Origin of the sequence: Salibacterium qingdaonense (assembly GCF_900114715.1) — a bacterium.
Classification (GTDB): Bacteria; Bacillota; Bacilli; order Bacillales; family Marinococcaceae; genus Salibacterium; species Salibacterium qingdaonense.
Genome location: NZ_FOTY01000020.1, coordinates 1 through 23,353, shown reverse-complemented (window position 1 = coordinate 23,353; position 23,353 = coordinate 1). Strand labels below are relative to the sequence as shown.

Annotated in this window: 29 protein-coding genes; 11 read left to right on the top strand and 18 right to left on the bottom strand. The window is 47.4% G+C overall.

Annotation, left to right across the window (positions count from 1 at the left end; translation table 11 throughout):
- Positions 1 to 69 precede the first annotated feature (69 nt).
- Positions 70 to 606 carry a YceI family protein gene (locus BM058_RS13385; protein ID WP_090927559.1) on the top strand — a complete coding sequence of 179 codons (537 nt, stop codon included), beginning with the start codon at positions 70 to 72 and terminating at the stop codon, positions 604 to 606.
- 179 nt (positions 607 to 785) lie between these two features.
- A complete protein-coding gene (locus tag BM058_RS13380; protein ID WP_090927558.1) occupies positions 786 to 1,112 on the top strand; it encodes a hypothetical protein in 327 nt (108 codons plus the stop codon).
- Between the two features lie 46 nt (positions 1,113 to 1,158).
- Here the strand turns inward: BM058_RS13380 and BM058_RS13375 are convergent, their stop codons facing one another.
- The 5 genes from BM058_RS13375 to BM058_RS13355 all read right to left on the bottom strand — a co-directional run bounded on the left by BM058_RS13375 (position 1,159) and on the right by BM058_RS13355 (position 4,072).
- Positions 1,159 to 1,452, bottom strand: coding sequence for a hypothetical protein (locus BM058_RS13375; protein ID WP_090927557.1), 294 nt, complete (start codon positions 1,450 to 1,452; stop codon positions 1,159 to 1,161).
- A 216-nt stretch (positions 1,453 to 1,668) separates the two neighbouring features.
- Complete coding sequence (locus BM058_RS13370; protein WP_090927556.1) at positions 1,669 to 2,142, bottom strand: hypothetical protein; 474 nt, start codon at positions 2,140 to 2,142, stop codon at positions 1,669 to 1,671.
- 94 nt (positions 2,143 to 2,236) lie between these two features.
- Positions 2,237 to 2,437 carry a hypothetical protein gene (locus BM058_RS13365; RefSeq protein ID WP_090927555.1) on the bottom strand — a complete coding sequence of 67 codons (201 nt, stop codon included), beginning with the start codon at positions 2,435 to 2,437 and terminating at the stop codon, positions 2,237 to 2,239.
- Between the two features lie 56 nt (positions 2,438 to 2,493).
- Positions 2,494 to 3,120, bottom strand: coding sequence for a hypothetical protein (locus BM058_RS13360; RefSeq protein WP_143083029.1), 627 nt, complete (start codon positions 3,118 to 3,120; stop codon positions 2,494 to 2,496).
- A 127-nt stretch (positions 3,121 to 3,247) separates the two neighbouring features.
- A complete protein-coding gene (locus BM058_RS13355) occupies positions 3,248 to 4,072 on the bottom strand; it encodes a metallophosphoesterase (protein WP_177195560.1) in 825 nt (274 codons plus the stop codon).
- Positions 4,073 to 4,228: 156 nt separating this feature from the next.
- Here BM058_RS13355 and BM058_RS13350 point away from each other — a divergent pair, with 156 nt between their 5' ends.
- Positions 4,229 to 4,933, top strand: a complete 705-nt coding sequence (locus BM058_RS13350; RefSeq protein WP_090927552.1) for a hypothetical protein — start codon at positions 4,229 to 4,231, stop codon at positions 4,931 to 4,933.
- A 372-nt stretch (positions 4,934 to 5,305) separates the two neighbouring features.
- Positions 5,306 to 6,370, top strand: a complete 1,065-nt coding sequence (locus BM058_RS13345; protein ID WP_245736998.1) for an alpha/beta hydrolase — start codon at positions 5,306 to 5,308, stop codon at positions 6,368 to 6,370.
- A 19-nt stretch (positions 6,371 to 6,389) separates the two neighbouring features.
- Here the strand turns inward: BM058_RS13345 and BM058_RS13340 are convergent, their stop codons facing one another.
- Complete coding sequence (locus BM058_RS13340) at positions 6,390 to 6,992, bottom strand: class I SAM-dependent methyltransferase (protein ID WP_090927551.1); 603 nt, start codon at positions 6,990 to 6,992, stop codon at positions 6,390 to 6,392.
- A gap of 351 nt (positions 6,993 to 7,343) precedes the next feature.
- The gene (locus BM058_RS13330) at positions 7,344 to 8,318 is read right to left on the bottom strand and encodes a sodium:calcium antiporter (protein WP_281244700.1); all 975 of its coding nucleotides are present in this window, start codon (positions 8,316 to 8,318) and stop codon (positions 7,344 to 7,346) included.
- Positions 8,319 to 8,760: 442 nt separating this feature from the next.
- Between BM058_RS13330 and BM058_RS13325 the strand changes: the two genes are divergently transcribed.
- The 3 genes from BM058_RS13325 (at position 8,761) to BM058_RS13315 (ending at position 11,447) form a co-directional block, all read left to right on the top strand.
- The gene (locus BM058_RS13325; RefSeq protein WP_090927548.1) at positions 8,761 to 9,609 is read left to right on the top strand and encodes an SWIM zinc finger family protein; all 849 of its coding nucleotides are present in this window, start codon (positions 8,761 to 8,763) and stop codon (positions 9,607 to 9,609) included.
- 199 nt (positions 9,610 to 9,808) lie between these two features.
- Positions 9,809 to 10,354: a sigma-70 family RNA polymerase sigma factor gene (locus BM058_RS13320; protein WP_090927547.1), complete on the top strand. Its 546-nt coding sequence runs from the start codon at positions 9,809 to 9,811 to the stop codon at positions 10,352 to 10,354.
- Between the two features lie 58 nt (positions 10,355 to 10,412).
- The gene (locus BM058_RS13315; RefSeq protein ID WP_177195559.1) at positions 10,413 to 11,447 is read left to right on the top strand and encodes a DUF4179 domain-containing protein; all 1,035 of its coding nucleotides are present in this window, start codon (positions 10,413 to 10,415) and stop codon (positions 11,445 to 11,447) included.
- A 159-nt stretch (positions 11,448 to 11,606) separates the two neighbouring features.
- Here the strand turns inward: BM058_RS13315 and BM058_RS13310 are convergent, their stop codons facing one another.
- Positions 11,607 to 12,503, bottom strand: a complete 897-nt coding sequence (locus BM058_RS13310; RefSeq protein WP_090927545.1) for an Rpn family recombination-promoting nuclease/putative transposase — start codon at positions 12,501 to 12,503, stop codon at positions 11,607 to 11,609.
- 89 nt (positions 12,504 to 12,592) lie between these two features.
- Here BM058_RS13310 and BM058_RS18320 point away from each other — a divergent pair, with 89 nt between their 5' ends.
- On the top strand, positions 12,593 to 12,751 hold the full coding sequence (locus tag BM058_RS18320) for a hypothetical protein (protein ID WP_177195558.1): 159 nt from the start codon (positions 12,593 to 12,595) through the stop codon (positions 12,749 to 12,751).
- Here BM058_RS18320 and BM058_RS13305 read toward each other — a convergent pair.
- From BM058_RS13305 to BM058_RS13280, 6 genes are all read right to left on the bottom strand, one after another.
- On the bottom strand, positions 12,745 to 13,434 hold the full coding sequence (locus BM058_RS13305) for an ABC transporter ATP-binding protein (protein ID WP_090927544.1): 690 nt from the start codon (positions 13,432 to 13,434) through the stop codon (positions 12,745 to 12,747). The genes BM058_RS18320 and BM058_RS13305 overlap by 7 nt on opposite strands.
- Positions 13,431 to 13,805 carry a GntR family transcriptional regulator gene (locus tag BM058_RS13300; protein WP_090927543.1) on the bottom strand — a complete coding sequence of 125 codons (375 nt, stop codon included), beginning with the start codon at positions 13,803 to 13,805 and terminating at the stop codon, positions 13,431 to 13,433. Before BM058_RS13300 ends, BM058_RS13305 begins: the two co-directional genes overlap by 4 nt.
- Before the next feature lie 3 nt (positions 13,806 to 13,808).
- Positions 13,809 to 14,579 carry a hypothetical protein gene (locus tag BM058_RS13295; protein ID WP_090927542.1) on the bottom strand — a complete coding sequence of 257 codons (771 nt, stop codon included), beginning with the start codon at positions 14,577 to 14,579 and terminating at the stop codon, positions 13,809 to 13,811.
- A 151-nt stretch (positions 14,580 to 14,730) separates the two neighbouring features.
- Positions 14,731 to 15,276, bottom strand: a complete 546-nt coding sequence (locus BM058_RS13290) for a CBO0543 family protein (protein ID WP_090927541.1) — start codon at positions 15,274 to 15,276, stop codon at positions 14,731 to 14,733.
- A 385-nt stretch (positions 15,277 to 15,661) separates the two neighbouring features.
- Positions 15,662 to 17,170 (bottom strand): PH domain-containing protein, encoded by a 1,509-nt coding sequence (locus BM058_RS13285; RefSeq protein WP_090927540.1) that lies wholly within the window; start codon positions 17,168 to 17,170, stop codon positions 15,662 to 15,664.
- Complete coding sequence (locus BM058_RS13280; RefSeq protein WP_090927539.1) at positions 17,167 to 17,664, bottom strand: PH domain-containing protein; 498 nt, start codon at positions 17,662 to 17,664, stop codon at positions 17,167 to 17,169. The genes BM058_RS13285 and BM058_RS13280 overlap by 4 nt, the downstream gene beginning before the upstream one ends.
- A gap of 149 nt (positions 17,665 to 17,813) precedes the next feature.
- Between BM058_RS13280 and BM058_RS13275 the strand changes: the two genes are divergently transcribed.
- Positions 17,814 to 18,359, top strand: coding sequence for a hypothetical protein (locus tag BM058_RS13275; protein ID WP_143083027.1), 546 nt, complete (start codon positions 17,814 to 17,816; stop codon positions 18,357 to 18,359).
- A 4-nt stretch (positions 18,360 to 18,363) separates the two neighbouring features.
- Here the strand turns inward: BM058_RS13275 and BM058_RS13270 are convergent, their stop codons facing one another.
- The 3 genes from BM058_RS13270 to BM058_RS13260 are packed head-to-tail and all read right to left on the bottom strand — an operon-like array spanning position 18,364 to position 20,459.
- A complete protein-coding gene (locus tag BM058_RS13270) occupies positions 18,364 to 18,774 on the bottom strand; it encodes a hypothetical protein (RefSeq protein WP_090927537.1) in 411 nt (136 codons plus the stop codon).
- Between the two features lie 34 nt (positions 18,775 to 18,808).
- Entirely contained in the window at positions 18,809 to 19,438 is a 630-nt protein-coding gene (locus BM058_RS13265) for a DUF4166 domain-containing protein (protein ID WP_090927536.1), read from the bottom strand.
- Position 19,439: 1 nt separating this feature from the next.
- Positions 19,440 to 20,459, bottom strand: a complete 1,020-nt coding sequence (locus BM058_RS13260; protein WP_407690188.1) for a DoxX-like family protein — start codon at positions 20,457 to 20,459, stop codon at positions 19,440 to 19,442.
- Positions 20,460 to 20,577: 118 nt separating this feature from the next.
- On the opposite strand from BM058_RS13260, the gene BM058_RS13255 reads away from it, so the two are divergent.
- Together BM058_RS13255 and BM058_RS13250 are read left to right on the top strand one after the other, a co-directional pair.
- On the top strand, positions 20,578 to 21,561 hold the full coding sequence (locus tag BM058_RS13255) for an alpha/beta hydrolase (RefSeq protein ID WP_090927534.1): 984 nt from the start codon (positions 20,578 to 20,580) through the stop codon (positions 21,559 to 21,561).
- 37 nt (positions 21,562 to 21,598) lie between these two features.
- On the top strand, positions 21,599 to 21,805 hold the full coding sequence (locus BM058_RS13250; RefSeq protein WP_090927533.1) for a hypothetical protein: 207 nt from the start codon (positions 21,599 to 21,601) through the stop codon (positions 21,803 to 21,805).
- 309 nt (positions 21,806 to 22,114) lie between these two features.
- On the opposite strand, the gene BM058_RS13245 is transcribed toward BM058_RS13250, so the two are convergent.
- Positions 22,115 to 22,954 carry an aldo/keto reductase gene (locus BM058_RS13245; RefSeq protein ID WP_090927532.1) on the bottom strand — a complete coding sequence of 280 codons (840 nt, stop codon included), beginning with the start codon at positions 22,952 to 22,954 and terminating at the stop codon, positions 22,115 to 22,117.
- Positions 22,955 to 23,353: the final 399 nt, after the last annotated feature.

Below are 23,353 nucleotides of genomic sequence, written 5' to 3'. Positions count from 1 at the left end.
TTACTTGAACCGTATGTTCATGCTACATTTATATTGAATTGAAGATAATGTAATGAGGAGGAATCAGGTATGGCAAAAACAGTGTGGTCTATCGATCCTGTACATAGTGAAATTGGATTCTCCGTGAAGCATATGATGATTTCAAAAGCGAAAGGCACGTTTGACACTTTCGAGGGTACGTTAAAAGCGGATGTGGACGATTTAGAGAATGCCGAAATCGAAGCGTCCATTGATACTGCAAGTATTAATACGAACGATGAAAATCGGGACGGCCATTTGAAATCGGGTGACTTTTTCGATGTGGAGAACTATCCAACCATCACATTCGTTGGGAAAGATATTCAGAAGAAAAAGGATGACCGTTTTGATGTCACAGGCGATCTTACCATGCTCGGTACGACAAAAGAAGTGACGTTGGATGTCACCTTTGAAGGGCAGAGTAAAGATCCGATCAGCGGAAACATGGTCGCCGGCTTCAGCGGTGAAACAACGATCAACCGCAAAGAATTCGGACTCACGTGGAATGCTGCGGTGGAAACAGGCGGCGTTCTTGTCGGGGAAGATGTGAAAATTAACCTTGAACTTGAACTGCACAAACAGGAATAGAACGGAAAGCATCATTGAATAACTAGGTTTATCCATCAGCGGTTCGGCTGACACTTTTAAGACCCTCGTCCCTTTTGCATCCGCAAAGAGACGGGGGTCTTATTTAAGGTTGCGGGAATACCGTATTACAGTGAAAAGGGTTCTCGGGCTGTTTACACTCATAAAAGGGGCAGAGAAATATGAATAAAATAATGGTAGCTTTCTGCTTCGTATTCCTGCTTTCGTTATTTGGCTGTGGAAAGGAAGAGTCCGACTATACCAGCGATATTGAGAAGGTTAATGAAAATAGTATAGAAGTAGTGTACCCTGAAGAGGATAGGAATCCGGATGCATCTTATCCTGTTTACACCGTCAAAGTAAATGAAGATACGGAGTTTACTGGAAGTGCCGATGCATTCCGTGATCTTGCTGAAGGCGACAGGGTACAGGTTTGGGTGATCAATGCCGGTCCGGATGGTGAAATTCACAATAAAACAGCCAAAAAATATAGGAAGATTACTTTGTGAACTATATCAGGGGTTTCATCCATCTTTTCAATCGTTTATAACGCTTTTATTGTTTCAATCGAAGCACTTCTTCTGTTGTGAGGCCGGTCACTTCAGCTATCGTTTCCACATCCATGACTTTCTTCAGCATTTTCTCAGCGATTTCTTTTTTCACCTTTTGATTTTCCATGTATTTACCCACATCCATACCTTTTACATATCCCTGTACCCTGCATGAAATCTTAAGTTCTTCTAGTGCTTCTTCCAGCTCTTCTTCCAGCTTTTCTTTCATATAATTCACCTCTCCCTGCATTTTTTCGAAGGAGTAAGGGGCAGATATATGTTCCAAAAATTGTTCCACTTTTGTTCTCCTTAAGAATACCTGTTCCCGTTAAAGAAAGCAAGATAATTTTTAGTATAGTTTCAAGAGGCAGAGGAACCGTTCCAGCCCGCGTCCGTGATATTGGTTATGTTCTTTATTTTTTGGAATGGAAGAAGAAGGGGAAATATTCGTGTTCGAGAGAGTCTGTGCTTCGCTATTACTTCCGCAGGAGGAACTTATGAGACCGGAATCTTTTCAATTTTCTAAAGCATTTACCGTTTTCTTCAGCTCGCTGAAATCAATGTTGCTGTAGTAGTAAGTTTCTGATCCGTCTTCTGTGTAAAGTGTTGCTTTTTCTTTCTCTTTATATGCTGTTAATCCAAAAAATTCATTATTTGCACTTGTAGACTGGCCTTCTTTTTCAAAATAGATGAATATATTGCCTGGAGTATGACTGTGATTCTGCAGGTTCTGCATGGTTTCGGGGTCATTTGTTTTATAGAAGTCAGCATCGTTAAGAGTTGATATGATGTGCTGCATCTTTTCCTCAGTACTTACTTCTATTTGATTTGCCGGTTTCGTCACTCCATTTTCTGTAACTGTGCTGATCGTTATTTTCGTGATATCAATGTCTTGGTTCGTCATAATCTCACTAAAAGATACATGCTGCTCTGTACTGCTGCAGCCTGCAAGTAAAATGAAAAAGATCAGGGTTCCTATTTTTATCAAAACAAATTCCTCCAGAAATCGACGCGCTGATTAAATAGTGCGTCCTTTTTATTTGAACATAGAGGAAACGGTCTATATCTATGATTTGTTGATGTTAAGACAGGTCATTCCCTTCGCTATTTTCGTTTTTTGTTTTGGCAGAATAATTCCAGATAGTAAACGTAATAAAATATACGATGACAGGTATCAAAGCATAGTCGCTGTATTCGGATGGGAGAAAAAGCAGGAAAAACACTGCGATGATAAAAAAGGGAGGCATCAGTATCCAGTAGCGCTTATTTTTAAAATGGTTCATCATCCACTCCCCTTTCTGCCCTTTTAGTCAGGGACAAGGCCGTTTGTCCCTGTGATTTAAGGGTTCTTGAGTTCAACGGAGACGTCGCTTGCTTCTTCGGCGGCGACTTGTATATCAAACGAGCCGTCTGTGATGAATCCCTGGATCTGCATGGTTCCGTCCCGGGAGTCGGAGATTTCCTGTTCCCATAATACCTGGTCCTCTGTTTCAGCGGACAAGGTGATGGTTCCTTCGCCAACCGATGCTGTATAGGGAATGAAAAGCGTTCCTCCTCCTTTAGTTGTCCCGACTTCCGTTACATCATAATTCCCCCGGAGCGTACCGATGGATACTGTAACGGTATCATTTGTCATTCTCTTGCTGGCATTTACGGTTACATTATCAGCATAAAAGTACAGAAATGCCGTCACACCGATGGCGAGAAGAAAAGTGAATACCGACGCTGTGATGAAAAATACCTTCATGTTGATATGTTGTCGTATAAGACGGTTCAATCTGTTGACGAGTCGAAAGAAAACAGGAAGTAACACAGCCCCGAAAAGCACAGCCGCCCAATGAACGGGGGACAGCACGGCTAGAATGAGTATCGCTATGTACCCTGCTGTAAACATCCAATAACTGATGTGCGAAACCGTGCTGCTTTTATCCGGTTTACCAAACATCCACTCTATCACTCTTTGCAAAAAATCCCTCCTATTTTCCCGCCAAACGCTCGTGTTCTCAAAACATATGAATCAAAGGAAATAATAACATATAAAAGGAAAGAGGAGGAAGAAATATGGGGTTGCATCCATTATCAGAATGTCTTCTTTACGTTTGTCCTTCCACCGTCACGACGGTCATCTGGCTTTGGTTTAGAAAGCGGATCGGCAGGACGCTGGTGCCGAGGCCGCTGTCGATGTAGAGATGGCTGCCGGAGGCGAAGGAATACGTTCCTTTGTCATATGTCGGGAACAGTTTTTCACCTGGTGAGATGAGTCCCCCGATGATAGGAAAACGGACCTGCCTGCCGTGGGTGTGGCCGCTTAAGACAAGGTCGGCACGGGCGGCCGTTTCATCCCGGACGACAAGCGGTGCGTGGGACAAGAGAATCGTGTAATGCTCCTCGTTGATGCCCTGGAACGCGCCGGTCATGTTGTCGTGGTTCGTGTAATGGTCATCAATACCGGCAAGGTTGATCACAGCACCGTTCACTTCGACCTGTCTGTTCGTATTGTCGAGGATCGTGATGCCGCGTTCTTTCAGCCCCTCAAGAAGCGTTTGGGTGTGGGGGTTATCGTATTCATGATTGCCCGTGACAAAATAAATCTTCTCCGTCACATTGGTCAACGCCTCCATCAGCTGCAGCATCGGCTCCATGCTGGAGGTTCCCTTATCGACGAGATCGCCTGTGACGACAATCATATCCGGATCTGCGTTCTCTGCCGCGTGGATAAGGGCCTGATTGTCCCCTCCGAATTGTTTATTATGTACATCGCTGATCTGGAGCATGCGGATCGATGTATCTGCCGGGATTTCCCCGGTTGTAAACGTCACATCCCCGGTGTGAAGGACATTCGTGTCGTAATAACTTTTTGCCCCGATGGCCACGGCGGCAATGACCAGAATCAGGAGCAGCCAGCGTTTCTTTGTCATAAAAAGGACCATCCTTGTTGAAAAATAGGAAAATACCTGCGTTGATTGTATGATAGCACGGATACCGGTGATGCGGCAGAGATAATAAGAATTTCTATTTTTTCATCGGGACTGTGGTATAATGGGGATAACCTCAAGAAGAAGGGAAGAAGAAAGATGGAAGAAATGCTGCACCGTATTCTGAATGAACTTTCTGCGGTAAGAACCGGCATGTCAACGATGGAAGCCGGATTGAAAGCAGACATCACAAGCACGAGGAACGAATTAAAAGAAGAGATAACGGATGTGCGTACGGAATTCAAAGATGATAATGAGAATCTACGCATGGCGTTCAAGGATGAAATAGGGAGCACGCGTACAGAATTAAAAGAAGAAATGGGTAGTGTCCGTAACGAGGTGAAAAGCGACATCGCGGATGTGCGTACAGAGTTAAAAGAAGATATCACTGGTGTGCGGATGGAGCTCAAAGACGATATCGCAGGTGTGCACGTGGAACTGAAAAACGATATCACGGGTGTGCACCACGAGTTAAAAGGTGAAATGAGCGGGATGCGTACGGAATTAAAAGATGAAATGAGTGGAACACGCACTGAATTAAAGGATGAAATAGGCGGAGTACGCATTGAATGGAAAGAAGAAATAGGATCTGTGCGCACAGAATTAAAAGAAGAAATAGGCGATGTGCGTGAAGAATTAAAAGAAGGACAGCAGCGCATAGAGAAAAAACTTATGAGCATTCCGGAAAGTTATGAAAAACTTGAGGCGTTCATAGGAAGTCGGCAGCGTACGCTCGAAAAGTTATCGGAGCGGTCTCTTCATCATGAAGCAGACATCGAATACCTGAAAAGCCTCCGAACCTGATCCCCATGCACCTCTCCCCAAAGTGCTTCTCTTTACCCTGCCGCCCAGTGTTTTTCTTTCCCGGCTTATCGTCAAGTGCTGTTATATCTATCGTTCTTCTCCTTCGATGGTAACCACCGTCATCTGGCTCTGATTCATAAACCGAACGGGTATCGTACTCGTTCCAAGACCTCTGCAGATGTAAATCCAGCTGCCGGGCAGCGGTGATATCCGGTGTGATAAAAAGGTACCGGATTCAATAATCCTTTCAGGCTCAAACTGTGATGATTTGAGTGATGGTCCCCCGTGCTGGTACTGCTTGATGTTTCTTCTGTCGGTGGTACGGGGAATATTCTAAGCGGCAGAAGAAACCAAAAGAGGGAGGACACACGTATGGCATCTTATGAAACGATGGTGCAGCGGTTGGCAGAGATGACAGAAAAGCAGAAGGTCCATGGAGTGAATGAGGTATACAAAGGCATTCCGGATCTCGACCGGACAGGGGATCTCGACCCGCGGGTGCTTGCCGATGCGGAGCATATGCCGGATAGGGAGAACGAGGAAGTGCCTTCTATTGAGACGATACGGGAGAACATGGGCCGGCCGAATCAAGACGTGACGAAAAGCACTGTATCGGAGGAACGTATGTTGATACCTGCCGAACATAGATCGATACCGGCTGTGGTGTATACACCGGAAGAAAAAGGACCCCGTCCGGTCATCGTTTATTTTTTCGGAGGAGGGTTCATCGGCGGCAGTGTGGAGGCCGTGGCGAATCCGTGTAAAGCGCTGGCAGAAAAAGCCGGAGCGGTTGTGGTGTCGGTGGATTACCGGCTGGCTCCGGAGCACCCTTACCCCGCGGCAGTGAACGACAGCTTTGCCGCGGTGGAATGGGTACATGCCCGTGCCGGAGAACTGGGCGCAGATCAGAACCAGATAACGGTAGCCGGGGACAGCGCCGGCGGCAACCTCGCCACCGTATGTGCGCTTCTGGATAAAGAACGGGGCACTGGAATGATCGCATTTCAGGCACTGCTTTATCCGGTCGTTCATCTGACATACGCTGAGTCAAAGCACTACACATGGAGCTTGGACCGTTATCAGATTCACTATCACCCGGAGCTTGTCGAACAGAGAATACGTGCCTTAGAGGCATTGGGACCGTTGTTCCGCTCCTCGTATCTGCAGGGAACAGAACCGGACACCCCTTATGTATCCCCGCTGGCAGCGGAGGATGTGAGCGGGATGCCTCCGGCGCTCATCTTCAGCGCCGAATATGATTTTCTCCGGCTGGAAGAGGAAGCGTATGCCGAAAAGCTTGCCGCTGCCGGGGTACCTGTCACGCGTATCCAGTACCAGGGCATGGATCACGGGTATATTGATAAAATCGGCGGCTACCCGCAGGCCGAAGATACGATACATGAAATCGCCAAAGCGATGCAGAGACTCTTTTCGTAAGAGTCTCTTTTTCCGCCGTTTATTCTTTAACACTGTCCGCGAGAAACAGGGAGGCGTCCTGTTCGTTAAATAGGCCCTTTCCGTGATGGAATGTTCTGATGTTTGTGGAGGAGAAGCCGGCTTCGGTAAGTAACGCTGTCAGCTCGTCATGGGAGAGCGTCTTGTGGATATGGTCATGCTGATCCATCGTCTCGTCTTTATCAAAATCAACGATCAGCAGCCGCCCGCCTTGTCGTAACACGCGAAACAGCTGCCGCAGAAGGTCTGCTGCATCATGAATATGGTGGAGAACGAGGGACATGACGATGACGTCCGCTTCAAGCTCCGGCGTTTCTTTCGTGAAATCCGCGTGTTGAACGCGGACGTTTGACAGGCTGCGGCGGGAAATCTTCTCCCGGGCCATATGGAGCATCGGCTCGGACGAATCAACGAGCTGCACCGAACGCACCTTACCGGTCAGCTGCAAACCAACGAGCCCCGTGCTGGCACCGTACTCCAGCACGTCTTTTGAGCCTGCGTCCGGCAGCTTCTTTTTAATTTCTTCCCCAATAATCTCCGACAACTCGATTTGTTCCGGGGTATCGAACCGCTCTGCCATTTCATCAAATATGTTATCTTCCATCGTTATCTGCTCCTTCAGTTGATATTTAAAAGGATATTATAGACCTTAGTTATCTTTAATTAAAATTTATTATAGCAATGCGTATTCACTTCTGTCAAAAATGAGATGTTGGATGAATCTGGGGTGGAATTCTTTTTGACAAAATGGAAAGATCTTTTTTGAGCCACTGTTATCTGACATTGCTTCATAAACCAAACCGGCAGGATACTTCTGTCGAAGCCGCTTTCGATGCAGGAGCCGGCTGTCTGGGGCGGATGGCACGTTGCCCGGTCGTACTTTAGAAACAGGAGTTCTTCTCTCCCCAAAAATCCCCCTTCCTCTGCATAGATAGGAGCGATCCTGCCGTATGTTTTAACTGTTTTCGTTATAGAACAAAATCGAAGTAATTATGACAATGTAGCTCGTGACGATAATCAGGGACGGCACGATATACGTGAGTGTGTTCCGGGTGTGATCTCTTTTGATAATGGCCATCACGAGACCGGTCAGTACAAAGCCGGCCGCAGCAATAATGATGGTTTGATTACTCGTGTCATTCCATATACTCCCTTTTGTATAAAAGAGATCTCCTATGGCTGTCATGAGTACATTAAAAGCATTACTGCCGAGAATGGTTCCGACAGCGAGATTGACGTTGGCTAACCGAAGAGCGACATAAACGCTGACAGCATCCGGGATCGACGTTGCCGTTGCGACCAAAATACTGCCCACGGCTGTAGCACTGATTCCTGTTGTGTCAGCCATAATATCCCCGGATACCGACAATGCACTGCCTGAAACGAAAATCACAGCAGCAAAAAAGATGAATTTTTGCACCGTGCGGGGGACATAAATCGTTTCAACACTTGATGAAGCAGCAGATGATCCTTGTGTGATAGTTTGCTTTTGTGAAATGTACCACATCCCGGCGGCGTACACCGCTGTGACCAACACACTGATGAGGCTGATCCATAAAAGAGAAAGCGGGAGATGGAGAATCATCCCGCCACATGTGATGGCGCATAACAGCAGGCCGATGATGCCGGTATAAAGGTGGTGGTCCGAGACGTTCAAAAACAGGCGGTGACGACGGAAATGAACATCCAGCAGAAACAAAAAGAAGATATTAAAAATGATACTCCCAAGCCCATTTCCCACGGCAATATCAGCATTCCCGATGATTCCGGCAGAAACCGTCGCGGTCAGTTCCGGAAGCGAAGTGGCGGCTGCCAGCAGCATTGTGCCGGCTACAAGACCACCTATTTTTGTGTGCTGGCTGATTTGGTTGGCGTACGTGGACAACCGGACCGCACAAAAAGCGGATAGGAGAGCGGAAACTATAAAAATTGTTATTGAAATGCCGGCAGTAATAAGAGGCGGCCCTCCTTTTTATAAAATACAAGTAATTCCCTGTTTCCTTTTGTTCTGCGTTCCAAACGTTCTATAAAATTTACCGGGACTTTTTTGGTAACATGAATAGGAGAAGAGGACGAGGAGGGGACATGATAAGCGATATGGTGTAGTTTCAGTCAAGTTTACATAAAACAGATAGAATATGGCAGCGGGCCGCGGCTTATCCGTATAGACAGTGCAGAGTACTGACAGGATTGACTACACAGAAAATGGAATGAAAAAATAAAAGCGGACTCAAACAGACGGACTTGATAGCGGCACTTGTCGTCCGTATTATGCAGGTTCTGTCGGATTAATTTTGGATGATAGTGGAGGAAAATTTGAATCGTTTACGTTTGTGGAACACGAGAAGACAATGATTGGGGAGGCAGGATTCATGCATTTGTTCGATATAGAAGAGGAAATAAATGAGGATACGTTTTCGCGCGGTATGATGTATATGGCGGAGGAACAAGTGACCAAAATCAGTGAGCCGTACCGCCACCACTTTGTTGTGGAAGTGGCCGGAAGTGTCAGTGTGGATATTGTGCTCGATGACTCTCTTGAAGTCGTGCGCACGTTCTGCGACTGCCTTGAAAATGCCGGATACTGCGAACATACCGCTGCGGCGCTGATTGCCCTCGGCGAAGAAAAAGAAGACGACGAGCCGGTTCCTGATCCGGAGGGGCCCGATGTGGAAACAGCACTCGCATCGTTTGATCAGGTCGATCTTCGAAATCTGCTGCGCAGCGCTGCATCGGAGTATCCGGAAATCAGAAGCCGTATTTTCGCGCTTTTTCATCAAAACAAAGAACCCCTTGTTTCCGCCCAAAAACAAGTGCAGGCTTATATCGAAGCGCGGGTTCAGGATGGAAGGATCGACGCCGGAGACGTTCCCATGGCACTCGAAGGCGCACACCAGGTGCTTGAAAAAGTAGAGGAACACGCAGCCGAAGGCAGGATCGAAGAAGCGGTGCAGCGGGCGCTGGTCGTCCTTGGTACCGTGGTGGACGCGCTGGATTCCTTCGACGAAACAGCCGGAGAACCGGTGGTTGTTATCAACAACAGCCTCGAGCTTCTGAAACAGGCCGCAGCCGTTTCCTCGAGCGCACTGCCCGAAGACGCGAAGCAGCGGATCTATGACGCTGTCACTACCGAAGCAGAAGAGCCCCGCTATGAAGGGAGAAACAAATGGCGTAACGCGCTTCTGGAGGCACGCATTTATGTGAAGAATGAGCAGGAGTGAAGCATAAATCGGAAGAATCGATAAGGAAATGCAGTCGGTTGATGTTAAGAAGATGCAGCCCCTGATCACAGCGGTACATAATACATTAAAAAAAGAGCCATTGGAAGGCTCTTTTTTTAATAACTCAACGAAATTTTCTTGTTTTGAAACTTTTGCCCCGCTGAAATTTCTCTAATTGGTGAAAGGGGGGAGAGAAGAGATGAATCATGATACAGGACTGGTTCAACAAGCCATGGATGGAGAGGAAGAAGCTTTTGAAAGTCTGCTTCAATCTGAAAGTGAAAAACTGTATTTTATTGCGATGTCTTATGTACAAAACAAGGATGATGCCCTCGATGCTATTCAAGAGGCAGCATGCCAGGCATTTTTGTCTATTCATCAGTTGAAAAAACCTGAGTTCTTTTCTACGTGGCTCGTGAGGATTCTTATCCGGGAATGCTATAAAATTTTAAAGAAAACGCAGAAAACAGTTCCATTTGAGGAAGAAAAGTTTGAAGAGAAGATGGCTGACTCCTTTAAGGGAACAACCAGGCGGGAAGCACGTCTTGCCGAAGCGGTGGATAAGCTCGAACATTCCCAGCAAACGGCAATTTTACTGTTTTATTACCATGACCTCCCGATCAAACAAATTGCAGAAGTGATGGAGAAACCGGAGGGAACGGTGAAAACGTACTTACGCAGAGGGAAAGATAGGCTGAAAAAACAAATAGAAAGGGGAGAGTGCAGAAATGAAGAATGGGCCTGATAAGCATAATGAAATGGACTTTCCTAAAGAAGAAGTATTTGCAGCTATTTCGAAAGGAATGCAGAAAGGAAAAAGCAGAAAGGAAAACAAGCAGCACACAACTATAGAAAAACCTCCCATATCGAAAACGGTGAAGGGTAAAATACTTTACATGGCGGGTGCCGCAGCTGTTTTCATTGCCTTATTTATGGGAACTGCCTATTTTTCACCGGCGTTTGCGAATGCCGTATCAAATATCCCGGTTGTCGGTTCTATCTTTAGTGATAACGGAAGACCAGGATTGGAACAGGCCAGTGAGAAGGAGCTGACAAATGCGATTGGTGAAACCCAGACCATTGATGGGACAACTATTACAATTAAGGAAGTATTGTATGATAACTCACGATTGACGATTAGTTATTTTCTAGAGTCCGAGGATGCTATTGGGGAACACTACTTTTCAGGAGATTCTTTCCGATATAAAATAAACGGAGAATTTCCGGACGGCAGTTCCGGCGGTCACCAGGCCACAACTCTTTCACCAACCTCACGAACAGGGATAATGGAGTTTAATATAGGAAATGAAGCTCCTGATCAATTTAACTTTGAGCTATTCATGGAAGCAGATAATGGGAAAGAATGGGAATTTTCTTTTCCTGTAGAAACGATAGAAGGCTTAAAGACATTCGCGGTCAATCATAACCAAACAACGGGAAACATTGATTTACATGTTTCCGATATGTCGATCAGTCCATCTGGTATCAGTTTGAATTATAAAACAGTTTCACCGGCACCCGAAAGTGGCCGTATCGGCCGCATCCCGGCACAGTACCTTGAATTTCGTATAACTGATAGAAATGGAGAAGAAGTCACCTCGTATTCGGGCGGAAGCTCAGGAACAAAGAAAAACGGCAGCATTCATTCAACGGGTAATAAGTTATTTGATCCCATTGGAGAAAAGGTTCAACAATTAACGATAACACCTTACCTCAAGTTACCGAGTGATGGAGGAGGGGTGAAACTGGAGCAAGACGGAAATGAAACGGCGTTAAATGGAGATATGAGCGAACTTAAAAATGTAGAGTTTGCCCCGTTTACGGTGGAAATACCTTAGAATACCGCACCCTGATTGTGGCTTTAACAATTGGGGTGCGTGTTGTATATATTACGGGGGAAATTTCTATGGAGGCGTCGAAATGAACGGGGAACTCAGGGTCATTGTTACTGGAAAAAAAAGACGCTGCGCAAGACAGCAGCTGTCCACATTTTATCTTTATTTTTCTTTTAACCGCAGAATATCTTCGGGCGGGAGTCCTGTGATTTCTGCAATAAGAGGAACGTCCATATCTTTTTTCAGCATGGCCGACGCCGTTTCAATTTTGTTCATTTCTTTTCCCTGCTTTTTGCCCTGTTCCAATCCTTGTACCCTTCCTTGCTCCAATCCTTTATCCAGCCCTTCTTTTTCATAGGACACCATAATCTCCATGACTTTGTCTCCTTCCGGCTTTCTCATCATTTTCACCTCTTCTTTTAGTAATTGTTCCTCGGACGAAGTCAGTTTTAAATACGTTTCGAAAAAACCGAATAATAGGGTGGTGTGCGCTCGATCGATATTCATGTGCACCATCATACGCAGAAATTCTTTTTTAACCTGTACTTTCTCTTTTTCATTATACCCCATTTTGGAAAGCAATGCAGCGGCTGCCGGGTTACCTGTATGGATAAATTGTCTCCAGTTCTGCTGTTTTAACTGGATCATAAGAAATTGAAAGTGGAGCACGTCGTGAAAGGGGAAGCGGATGGTGAATGTATCGGTTTCGCTTCGTTTCTGATCATAGGTGAAAAGGGCAATCGGCAGAATGCGGCAGCGGTATTTCTCGTACAGTCGGCCGTAATAAATAAACATGCGTTCGTTGAAATCGGGCTGGGGATAGCTTTGGGATTCGGTGTGGATAATGATGACGGTTTCTTCTTCTTTCAACTTCGTTTTTGCGAGGACATCCACCTTGTATTTCTCCCCTTGAGTCACATCGCTGAACACTTCTTCCGGTAAAAACTGAATGCCCGAAAAGTCGACAGCATCGTACACCTTTGGAAAAAACAGCGCGATAAATTCTTCAAAATAAGTCGTCAGAATCTCCTTAAACAGGCGGTCGTGGTCAATCGTCATAAACCCCTCCTTTTCCGAGAACGTTTGTTCCTTTATAGAATACACGTTCCTGTTGTGAAAAGCAAGTATTCTGGAGAATCAATCGAGAAATGTGGAGAGTCGATCGAGAAATGATGAGAATCGATGCAGAAATTCATGTTTTCCGCTGGAATCAATCGAGAAACATGCGGATCGATCGAGAAATCCAGGGAATTGATCGAGAAATTTCCCACATCAAAAAAAAGAAAGGAGCCGCAGCCCCTTACTGATATACTTCGGTCATCCATTCGACGATGCCTTTGCCGTGTTCGAAGCGGAGGTCTTCGACGTTGTGATGGCCGATAATATGTCCGTCTTTGATGGCGATGACGTCGTCGAGAATGCCTTCGATTTCCTTGATTTCGTGGGTGGTGATAAGCACAATCTGGTTTTCGATGTCGATAAAGGAAATCAGGCTTTTCACGATCGAATCGCGCACCATCGGGTCAAGACCGGAGAGCGGTTCATCCATGAGCAGCACCGGCACGTTACGTGAGAGCGTGAGCACGATTTTCAGGCGGCCGCGGTTTCCTTTGGACAAGGTTTTGACTTTGCTGCTGCGTTCCAGGTTCATAAACGACAGCATTTCATCGGCTTTTTTCGTATCAAAGTCCGGAAACTGCGAAGCGTGAAAATCAATCATGCCGCCGACCGTGAAAAAGGGATAATAGTCGTCAAGTTCGGACAGGTAGGCGACCCGGTCCGCTATCCGGCGCGTGGCTTTGTGCCCGTTGACGGTGACACGCCCTCTTGTCGGATGATTCAGCCCGGCAATCAGTTTCAGTGTCGTCGATTTTCCGCTTCCGTTTTCTCCGACAAGCCCGACAATTTTACCTGGTTCCAGCGTCAAATCCACCGAGTCGAGTGCTTTTTTCCCGTGGTATCGTTTGGTTACTCCCTGCAATTCAATCATGATTCATTCTCCTCCTCTAAAAACTCCTGGATTCCGTGTTGAATTTCGCGTGCTTCATATCCCATATCTTTCATGACCCGGACGAACGAAGCGATTTCCTCCCGCTTCAACCGTTCACGCATCGACCGGAGGATGGCGGGGTCTTCTGTGACAAACGTTCCCTGTCCTCTCCGGCTTTCTGCAATACCTGACTGCTCGAGGATCTGATAGGTGCGCTGCACCGTGTTCGGGTTCACATTTGACTGCACCCCCGTCTCCCGAACCGACGGAAGTTTTTCGCCGGGATGCAGTTCGCCGCGCAGAATCCGGCGGTTGATCCGCTCCGCCAGCTGCATGTAAATCGGCGTATTCGATTCGAATTCCTGACTCATAGACTACACCTCAACTTTTCGATCCAGAATCCAGACAGCCGCAAGAAATAAGACGACAGTCAAAAGGATGTCAAATACATAAGAGCCGATAAAGACCACCGGTGTCTCTACTTGAAGAAACGAGAAATTAATCCAAAAGAATAGACTTTCCAGATTAATTGTTCCCCACTCCGTGATGGCCGCATAAAACGACGTATTGGCAAACCATCCAAATGCAATGAGAGCGGCGATGGCAGCAAGCACGGTCAAACATATACTGAGAATCGTCGGCATGGCTTTTTTCATCAATAGAAAAATCATCCAGAAAAAAAGGAGACCAATGCTCATGCTGATGGAATACAGCACGATATGGATACTTAGGACTACAACTGCGCTTACTCCAAAATTCCAATCGTTTGAGAAGACATCCCACTGTACCTGCGTGGCGGTGATGAAGACAATTGCAATAAGAACCGCCATAATCATCACTTGATAGATAACGCCGGACGTCATCTTCGCGAAAATCAGTCCCGAAGCCGACCGCGCGTGATGGAGCCATAAATGCAGCCGTTTCGTCTCCGCCGTCATGCTGAAAATAAAATAAAAGCCGAGGTACAGAGCCATCCCGAGAAACGTTACTGCACTGAAAATGAACAATGTTTCATTCAATACCCCGTTCCGGCCCCCAAAATAAGAGGCAATTCCACCGATAAATAATAGAGCGCCAACAACAATCCAAAACGCCGGCAGTCCGAGCCGCAGTTCTTTTTTCAGTAAACTTCCCCAACCCTGCATGTTTTCTCTCTCCTTTTTCTTTTGTGTTAGTGAACTAGTTATATAGTACACTAATACTTACATATGGTCAATGGAGAAAATCATAAAACCTGGAAATCCACGAAAAAAGCACCCGATGGATAGAAACATCGGGTGCTTGGAAAATAACTTTTTACAGATCGGAGTGGTTCCGGATCCGGCTCATGCCGTAAGCGGCGAGAAAAATGATAAACATCGAGATAAACGAGTAGACGTACCGCCAGTTGAGCAAATGATAAATATCAATCCAATGAAGCAACGGCAGCCCTGCAAACGATATCAGAGCAGAAAGAACAATGCCCCGCAGAATAAAGGAGCGTGTAGGAAAAAGCTGAACTGTAAACATGACGAGAACCGGGATGAAAATAAAGTCCCACGGGATATAATTATGGATTAACGGGATAACGCCGTAATGGTAATCGAATAAGCCGAGGTAATGTCCGGCTGTGTCGAACGTGGCGGAGCAGACAGCAGCGGTGAGTCCGGCCAAGAGAAGGCTTCCCTGGTTTCTTCGGTCATGAAAAAACCACCACGCCGCGATGGAGATAATGGTGACGAACACTCCGAACCACCAGTGCCAGTCGAATAACACGTATTCTTTCCATAATTCTATCACCTGATCGTGAATCAATACGATCTGTCTGTTTAAATCGGTTGATAGCTCTTTGTATCCCGGCATGTTCTAACCTCCGCTTCCTGTGCCGTATGCATTCTTATACCTAGCTTAAACAGTATGTCTTCTTTTATTCATATGTTTTCTATAAAGAAGGGCTGCAGCTTTGTGGACACTATCATCGAAAAACAAAGGTGTAGTGTCCACGGATAATCGTTTGGTGGACACTACACCGCTTAACTCAGAAGTTAGTGGGCCCCAGTGGAAACCAATGGACACTAATTGCTGGTGCCGGAAGTCTTAGTGTCCCCGAACTGCACTTCCATGAATACTAAACATGCTTCCCGGCGGTGTAGTGTCCACGGAGCCGCCGCAGCCTGAAACAACCACAGCCGGCTCCCTTTTAAGCAAAAAAAGAACCGGAGATCCCGGTTCAGATAAACGACGCTGGTTATTCGGTTAGTATGTCACCGGTCCGCCGGCTGTACCAGTCTTTCATGTCCCGCGCGGAATCCACGGGAATGTCGTCGATGTCGGTGTGTTTGACCGGATTGGAGCGGTTGATCGTTACCATCGTCGAGAGGCCGGCTGGTTTCTGGAGAATGCCGCGTTTGAATGTCATTTCCGACACTTTTTCCCGCTTTGTTACAAACAAAAAGGTGGTCCAGCCGCCTTTTCTCCACTGGATGCATTCATTATGGACGGCGTAGCGGGTGTGGGCGAAATCAAGCAGGCGCGAGAGTATCACGAGAACGAGCAGCACCGCTGACAGTATCCACCACGGAATATAGATATCAAACGGCGACGGCTCGAAGTAAAAGAGAAGCCCGGTTGCGATCAGCCAGACCCAGCTCGGCCGCACGAGCCGGACGAAAAGGGAGCGGCGCGGCAGTGGAGTCATGGCATCGGTGATGGAGAAAACAGGCAGGATTTCTTCGATTAATCCGGCGGCGCGGGCGGTGGACATGTACGGGTACAGCGATGTGATGTTTTCGGTTCCGCCTGCGGCATTTGCCCCGCCGGCACTGATCAGCCTCATCTCTGTCATGCCGAGCCACCGGTTGATGGGTGGCTGCCGGTATTCCACCGCCTGCACTCTGCTTTTTTGCACAGAGAACGACGAGGTCTGGAAGAATCCTTTTGTAATGTAGATCCGTTCGTCATCGGATGCTATTTCATAGCGGCCGTACTGAAGAATGGTTTTCACCGCGCCGAAGATAACCGCAGCCGCCGCGAACAGCACGACGATAAGGGTAATTTTCCACCAGGCATCGATGAGAGCAGATACAAAACCGCTTTCCATCACCCGGTTGAATGTGTCGGTGGAGTCGACGTTCGACACGAGAGAAATAATCACCGGTATCAAGGCAAAAAAGCTCAAGGACAAAAACGATGCTTTGATATGATCTTTTGTTCCAGGACGGAAATGAACGGTTTTCGCAGGCGGGGCGGACGGTTCCGTCTCTGCATCGCCTTCTGCGGCATCCGCTTCTGCCTCCCCGGTTTCTGTCTCCGCTTCGTGCTGTTTCACAACATCCTCGAGCCGGTCTGCTTCCGCCGGCGGCACGGCCCGGAACGTGACAGAATCGTCGTGATCCTCCATGTTCGTTTCAAATGTAATCGACGTCATGCCGAAGAGACGGTGGAGCCAGGACGTATGACGCTGCACGTTCTGGATTTTGGAAAAAGGAACGGTCCGTCTTGATTTGGCGAAAAGCCCTTTGTACAGCTGGAACGCTCCGGTATCAAGCTTATACGTATGAGTGAACCATTTATAGACATACGATAACGCAATCAGGGCGAAAATCCCGAGAAATATGTAACGGGCGTACGTGTAGAAGGCGTCGTCGGAACCGGCGTTGAACACAAACAGATAAACCCCGATAATTATCATGTTGCGGATCAGGTTTTTCAGCTGGAATACGAGCACAAGCGGGTGGTAGCGTTTGGCCTGCGTCATTCTTCCACCTCCTTGATTTTCGCGTACCGCGCGATGAGATTCCGCACGTCGATCGCGGTATCCTCCGGCAGCGCCGGAATTTCATGCTCGGAGTTCAACGTTTTGATGGTAAGCGTAAGCAGTCCGTATTTCCGTAGAAACGGCCCTTGTTTCGTTGCGATGGACTGAATTTTTGTCATCGGTACGATGTGATGCACTTCTCTTATCGCGCCGCGCTTCAACTGGAGAAATTCGTCGTTTACATCATACCGCCAGTGCCTGTACGTGAGCCAAGGGCTGATAAATATAGACCAGACTGCACTTAAAACAATAAGAACAACAAGTCCGATGAGGATCCAGTTTACCCAATCCGGCCACGAGAACCGCTGATCGAGGTAGTAGAGCACTCCAAGAACAGCAATATTGATGAATTGTTCGAGAATACTGGTGATGACCCAGACGCGTACCGCTTTCTTTGAAAGCCGCCGCTCGGGCTGCTGCAGCGATGATTCCAAGATGCAGACCTCCTTTTCATTTTATTCTATAGTACGAAAACACCCGGGCTTTCGTTTCTTATGATTTTTCCAAAAATGGAAGCCGGGCGTTAATCTCTATGATAAGATGGCAGTATCATCATACAGGAAATACGAAAGTGGGGAAAGGCATGAAACGATGGATGCTCCTGCTCATGCTCGTCCTGACAGCCTGTTCCGGCGGAGAAGAAACGTTGAATCCGATCAATGACGAACTGCGTGTTGCAGCATATGAACGGATCAGCGAAAAACTGCAGAATAACAACGGAATGACAAAAGAACGTGCAGAGAAGGAAACTTTCGATCATCTCGTGCAGCGGGTAGCGGTCGTTAATAGAGCGCAGGAGGTCGGAATAGAAGTCACAGAGGAAGAAGCGATGGAGATGTCCAATAATGTGAGGAGTAAACTGGAAAACGGAAAAATAGATAATGCGGAACCAACATGGAAAGATATCCGTAACACCATGGAAGCCGAGAATCTCACCGAGACGGAGTACTGGGAGGAATATGCAAAAAACGGCTATAAGGAAACGATCATGATCGATAAGCTGAAAACATACGAAGAAGAAAACGCACTAAAACCCTGGAGTGTACGGAAAAAAGAAATTGTGAAAGCATTTAGAGAAGAAAATACAGCGCGGATAGAACAATTTAAACAGAAAATCGGACTGGAATAAGGGGTCAAGATTCCCTTTTCCGCCCGGTCAGCCCTTTGATCAAAAGAACCCCTGCTGCCACGGAGAGAACAGCATGTGTCTCTGGAAGAAAAAACATATCAGCATAAAACGGCCTGTCGGCGTCAAACCACGCGAGCCAGTTTCCTCTTGGGACAAAAACAAAAATGCCGGTGATAAGCGTTGGGATGAGAAGCCAATTGAACTCGGGACCGCGCCGGAACAGGGATACAATCCGTTCTGCTTCGAGCAGTATTCCGATTCCCACCGCGGATAGTGTCATCCGGATAAGGGGGGACGTTCCCGGATTACCCCGCTGCACCGCCGTTTGAAGGTCGTAATAGGTCTGAACCATCACATAAAGACAGCCCAACATGGCACAACCTACCGCCGCATACCCAAGCACCCGGTTAAACATAAAAATATCTCCTTTCAACATGAACTAGATTATATTAAAGCAGCCAACGTTGCGGAATGTCGACCCTTGTAAATTCGCCTTCATAGGAGAAAAGCGTGCCAATCAAAGGGTTTTCAACAACGACTTTTACTTTAAACACTTGATGTTTCTCATTAAAACTCTCGGTTACGGAGGCTGCGCCCTGGAAAGGTCTTGGGATAGGAATTTTTATTTTCCCGAGTATCAACCGCTGCTTCTCTGATGTGATATGTAACCCGCCGTCTCGTAAAACAGAAAACGATAAATCGGAGTATACGATGGGCGGTTCTCCCAAATAATCCTTGATTATATTTCTTTTCTTATCAAGGCTCATGACAGCATGGAAATACCTTTTGTTTTTCTCAAAATGAAAAATTCTTTCCCAATAAATTTCCTCCTGCCCATCATCACCTGTTCTACGGGTGTTCCTTATCGTAAAAGGAATATGTTCCCCGCGTTCCGGAAACAGCAGTTTCCACCTGGTTCCTAGTGTAAACAAGGGAAGTAACCACTTTGGACCACCCTCTATGGTCCGCATCACGCCCTGCCCTTCAAAACGGCTGCCATCCAGTAACTCGTATCGTCGCTGCAGTGCTGGATGTAATCGATGAAATTCGTCTCCCAGAACCCATTTGTAAATCGTCATCTCAAGCTCCTTCTTTCTTTCTTTTACAGTTGGCGGCAGTTGGCAGTTCTCCAGCGCTGATGAAGTACCCCACAATCGATAGAACAAATAACGCCAGATTAAAGGTGAAAGGGTTAAATGGATCAACGAGAGAACGTGGATCAGCCAGCACGGCAGAAAGAGTGAGAAGAGGTAAAAGAATCATCTGTAGAAAAAATAAATGCCGTTTCTTTCTATACAACAGCCATATCCATCCAAATATAACTTCTCCCATTCCTATAATCAGCACTGCCCATAAGCTTTGCGTATTCGAAAGGGGAAGAGAGGCCTGGACCATCTCCATTTCATCCGGATGCCTGTAAATAAGTTTAGGAATAAGACCATGATACATCCATATAAAGAAGAAAAAGAACGTCAGAATCCAGTGACTAAAGAACCTTATATATTGAGAGGTCGGTGTCTCTCCTTGTTCCAACCATTTTTTTAACACATCAAAGCTAAGGGCAGTTCCCCATCCCATCAATGGCCGGAAAATAAAATGGTCGACAAAGTCACCGATACGGCCGAATCCAGGGGTATAATCATATTGTGTTAAAAAAGTGATCGTATCATCATGTTTGGGTTGGTACTTCCAATATCCCTTTCCTTCACGGATAGGGGAAAGGGATTGGTCGGTTCCAAAATGCAGCGACGATGTGCGTGAACCGTCTTCTGCGTGAAAACTTCCGACACTTTTCCCCCATCCCTCTACGGCCGTAAAACCCATCTTTGTTTTATATGAAAATAATTGCGGCTCCGATTCTTTTTTGGGTACATACGTAATAGAAGAAAATCTAAGATCCCACTGCGCATGCAAAACTGGATCTTGGCTGGCTTCCCATAACGTGTCTATGTTCGTATCTATTGGTATCTCCACATAAATGGGTTGGTTCTTCATATCTTTCTCACCTCCAATACAGCAACCTTTGCGTTCAGCAAACGTTTCAGTCTGCCAAAAGCATTTGTATCTTCCTGTGTCTATTATATAGTATGAAGCTTCCAAGAACGAATAAAAACAGGATGTTTTTGAATTTTCATAACATACAAGTAAAATAGGAAATAACGAAGGTGCAGAAAGTTTGTAATGGTCGGAAAATACATCCTGTAAGGGAGGGGATGGGGTGAAAAAGGTACGCCGCATTGCCGGGATAACGGTGGCTTCGACGGTGGTGATTTACCTCGGTTTGGCCCACGGTCTGGCGCTGTTTTCTGAAACAAAGGCGCCGGCGGGGGAGCAAACGAGCCTGAACATGGAAAACATCGAAACGGAAGACGACGAGCTGCCGAAGCTTGAAACGTATGAGGCACGCGATGGTTCGACGTTATCGTACCGGCATTATGAATCAGACGCGGACCAGGTGCTCGTGCTGCTTCACGGTTCCGGTTATCACAGCGCGTATCTGCAGTCGCTTGCGTCCCACCTCGCAGAAGCTGGTACGGCGTCTGTGTACACGCCCGACCTGCGCGGCCACGGACCGGCACCTGAGACGCGCGGGGATATTGATCACATAAGCCGGCTGGAGAAAGATGTTCATGACCTGATCGATGTGGTCCGGGACCGTCATCCGGAAGCGTCCATCGTACTCGGCGGGCACTCGAGCGGCGGCGGAACGGTGATCCGGACAGCCGGCGGAGACGAAGCTCATCCCGCGGTGGAGCGGTATCTTCTGCTTGCTCCTTATATCCACCACACCGCATCGACCAACCAAAGCGAAGAGAGCGGCTGGGCGAATGTGAATGTGCCGCGCATGGCCGGGCTCAGTATGCTGAATACGATCGGAATCGGCTATCTGAACGGACTGGATGTGATTTCGTTCAACATGCCGGAGAGCGTCCGGGACGGCACCGAAACGCTGACCTACAGCTACCGGCTCCAGAAGGGAATGCATCCACGGGATGACTACGCCTCAGACATTGCTGCGATGGAAAACGTACGCGTGCTCGCAGGCAGCGCGGACGAATCGTTTCATGCAGGTCAATATGAAAAGGTCTTTGATACCCGCCGCGCCGACGTTCGCCTGCTGGACGGCCTCGGCCACTTTGGCCCGGTGCTGAGTGAAAAAGCGCACCAGGAAGCGGCCGCCTGGATCGAAGAGGAGTCATAAGGAGAGCATCACATTTTGTAAAGAAAGGAGACAAACGTTGCCAAAAGGTCTCCCTGTTATATTATTCTGGACGATTGGAATACCTGCTGCCATTACCGTTTCACGCATAGGAATCGATTGGGGGCTGGGAAGAGACATCGAATGGCTGTCCTATGCGCCTGTCTTTCTCGGCACAGCTGCCGCAGGATTTGTTTTTGCCGGGCCGCTGCGTTATGCTGTTCATCATTTGAAAAAAGATAAATAGAACAGCGTCTTTCTGAGAAAAGTTCTGTGGACACTATACAGCCCGGAAGCATGCATAGTGTCCACGGAAGCAGTGTTCGGGTACACTAAGGTTTCCTGCATCCGTAGATAGTGTCCATTGCCTGCGGCCGGCGCCCACTAACTCTTGATTGGAACGGTGTAGTGTCCACAAAAGGACGACATGTGGACACTAGTCGTCTATTTTCCGCCTGCAGTGTCCACAGCCGGCGGAACGACAGCGCAGCGCCTCTCGTAAAAACCATGCATCCATAAAAAAGAAGGCTGCCGCGGCAGCCTTCTTGTATTACGATTAAAATTCTTCATACACCGCCGGGTCGCCGTCGAAGATGCGGCCGTCGTCCTGGGTGAGGCTGTTGATTGTCTGCATATCTTCCTCTTCGAGAGTAAAATCGAAGAGATTGATGTTTTCCAGCTGGCGGTCGGGAGACGAGGAACGCGGAATCGGAACCGCGCCGATTTGAAGATGCCAGCGCAGCACGACCTGTGCCACGGTTTTGCCGTATTTGCCGGCAATGCCCTGCAGGGTTTTGTTTTCATTGATGCCGCCGGCCTGATGAAGCGGGCTCCAGGATTCGGTGATAATGCCGTTGTCGTCATGATACTTCCGCTGCTCCTGCTGGTTGAAAAACGGATGCAGTTCCACCTGGTTCACCGCAGGCAGCACGCCGGTTTCCTGCTTCAGACGGTCAAGATGCTCCGGTAGAAAGTTGGACACACCGATGGAGCGGATAAGTCCCCATTTCTGCGCATCAATCAGAGCCTGCCAGGCTTCGACGTATGTATCCTGGCTCGGATTCGGCCAATGAATCAGATACAGGTCATAGTAATCGAGACCGGCGCGGTACAGGGATTCCTGAATGGTAACCAGCGCTTTATCGTAGCTGTGATACCGGCCCGGAAGCTTTGATGTAATAAACAGTTCCTCGCGCGGGACGGACGTGCGTGTGAGGGCTTCTCCGACCGTTCCTTCATTTTCGTAATTGTACGCTGTATCAATGAGACGGTAACCATTACGGATGGCGCTTGCGACGGCGCCTGCGCCCGGATTTCCGTTCAGCATCACGGTGCCGAAGCCGACGGCGGGGATATCGTTTCCATCGTTCAGTTGAATGTAAGGAATAGCTGACATGGTATGAACGCTCCTTTTTCTTCGAAATAAAATCCATTAGAATGTTCCCCGATTTACCATAAGCTAAACATACTTTTTCCAGCAGTAACCAGAATAATCATTTGAACGGTTCTTTCCGGAGGTCCCCTTTTCCAAAGAACATAGAGTGCCTGATACGGTCGTATACTGAGACGATGATTATAGACGAAAGCGCCGGCAGGGCACAGGATAATAAGGAGAGAACACTTCCTTTAGCGCTGCTGAAAGAAAGGAGGGTACACAATTTTGAAAGCGCATACAAAAGGGAGGGGTGTTCCAACTAAAGGAGCATTCCTGTTAGGGGAAAATGTGGGTTTTGAACAAAAAAGAGCCCCCTTGGTATAGTACGGAGTGTCCGATGAAAAATCATCGGCCTCTAAC

Bases quoted from the DNA above. Each gene is read 5' to 3' on its own strand.
- BM058_RS13385 (WP_090927559.1), top strand. From the start codon at position 70: ATGGCAAAAACAGTGTGGTCTATCGATCCTGTACATAGTGAAATTGGA.
- BM058_RS13380 (WP_090927558.1), top strand. From the start codon at position 786: ATGAATAAAATAATGGTAGCTTTCTGCTTCGTATTCCTGCTTTCGTTA.
- BM058_RS13365 (WP_090927555.1), bottom strand. From the start codon at position 2,437: ATGAACCATTTTAAAAATAAGCGCTACTGGATACTGATGCCTCCCTTT.
- BM058_RS13355 (WP_177195560.1), bottom strand. From the start codon at position 4,072: ATGACAAAGAAACGCTGGCTGCTCCTGATTCTGGTCATTGCCGCCGTG.
- BM058_RS13350 (WP_090927552.1), top strand. From the start codon at position 4,229: ATGGAAGAAATGCTGCACCGTATTCTGAATGAACTTTCTGCGGTAAGA.
- BM058_RS13345 (WP_245736998.1), top strand. From the start codon at position 5,306: ATGGCATCTTATGAAACGATGGTGCAGCGGTTGGCAGAGATGACAGAA.
- BM058_RS13340 (WP_090927551.1), bottom strand. From the start codon at position 6,992: ATGGAAGATAACATATTTGATGAAATGGCAGAGCGGTTCGATACCCCG.
- BM058_RS13325 (WP_090927548.1), top strand. From the start codon at position 8,761: ATGCATTTGTTCGATATAGAAGAGGAAATAAATGAGGATACGTTTTCG.
- BM058_RS13320 (WP_090927547.1), top strand. From the start codon at position 9,809: ATGAATCATGATACAGGACTGGTTCAACAAGCCATGGATGGAGAGGAA.
- BM058_RS13315 (WP_177195559.1), top strand. From the start codon at position 10,413: ATGCAGAAAGGAAAAAGCAGAAAGGAAAACAAGCAGCACACAACTATA.
- BM058_RS13310 (WP_090927545.1), bottom strand. From the start codon at position 12,503: ATGACGATTGACCACGACCGCCTGTTTAAGGAGATTCTGACGACTTAT.
- BM058_RS18320 (WP_177195558.1), top strand. From the start codon at position 12,593: ATGTGGAGAGTCGATCGAGAAATGATGAGAATCGATGCAGAAATTCAT.
- BM058_RS13305 (WP_090927544.1), bottom strand. From the start codon at position 13,434: ATGATTGAATTGCAGGGAGTAACCAAACGATACCACGGGAAAAAAGCA.
- BM058_RS13300 (WP_090927543.1), bottom strand. From the start codon at position 13,805: ATGAGTCAGGAATTCGAATCGAATACGCCGATTTACATGCAGCTGGCG.
- BM058_RS13295 (WP_090927542.1), bottom strand. From the start codon at position 14,579: ATGCAGGGTTGGGGAAGTTTACTGAAAAAAGAACTGCGGCTCGGACTG.
- BM058_RS13290 (WP_090927541.1), bottom strand. From the start codon at position 15,276: ATGCCGGGATACAAAGAGCTATCAACCGATTTAAACAGACAGATCGTA.
- BM058_RS13285 (WP_090927540.1), bottom strand. From the start codon at position 17,170: ATGACGCAGGCCAAACGCTACCACCCGCTTGTGCTCGTATTCCAGCTG.
- BM058_RS13275 (WP_143083027.1), top strand. From the start codon at position 17,814: ATGAAACGATGGATGCTCCTGCTCATGCTCGTCCTGACAGCCTGTTCC.
- BM058_RS13270 (WP_090927537.1), bottom strand. From the start codon at position 18,774: ATGTTTAACCGGGTGCTTGGGTATGCGGCGGTAGGTTGTGCCATGTTG.
- BM058_RS13265 (WP_090927536.1), bottom strand. From the start codon at position 19,438: ATGACGATTTACAAATGGGTTCTGGGAGACGAATTTCATCGATTACAT.
- BM058_RS13245 (WP_090927532.1), bottom strand. From the start codon at position 22,954: ATGTCAGCTATTCCTTACATTCAACTGAACGATGGAAACGATATCCCC.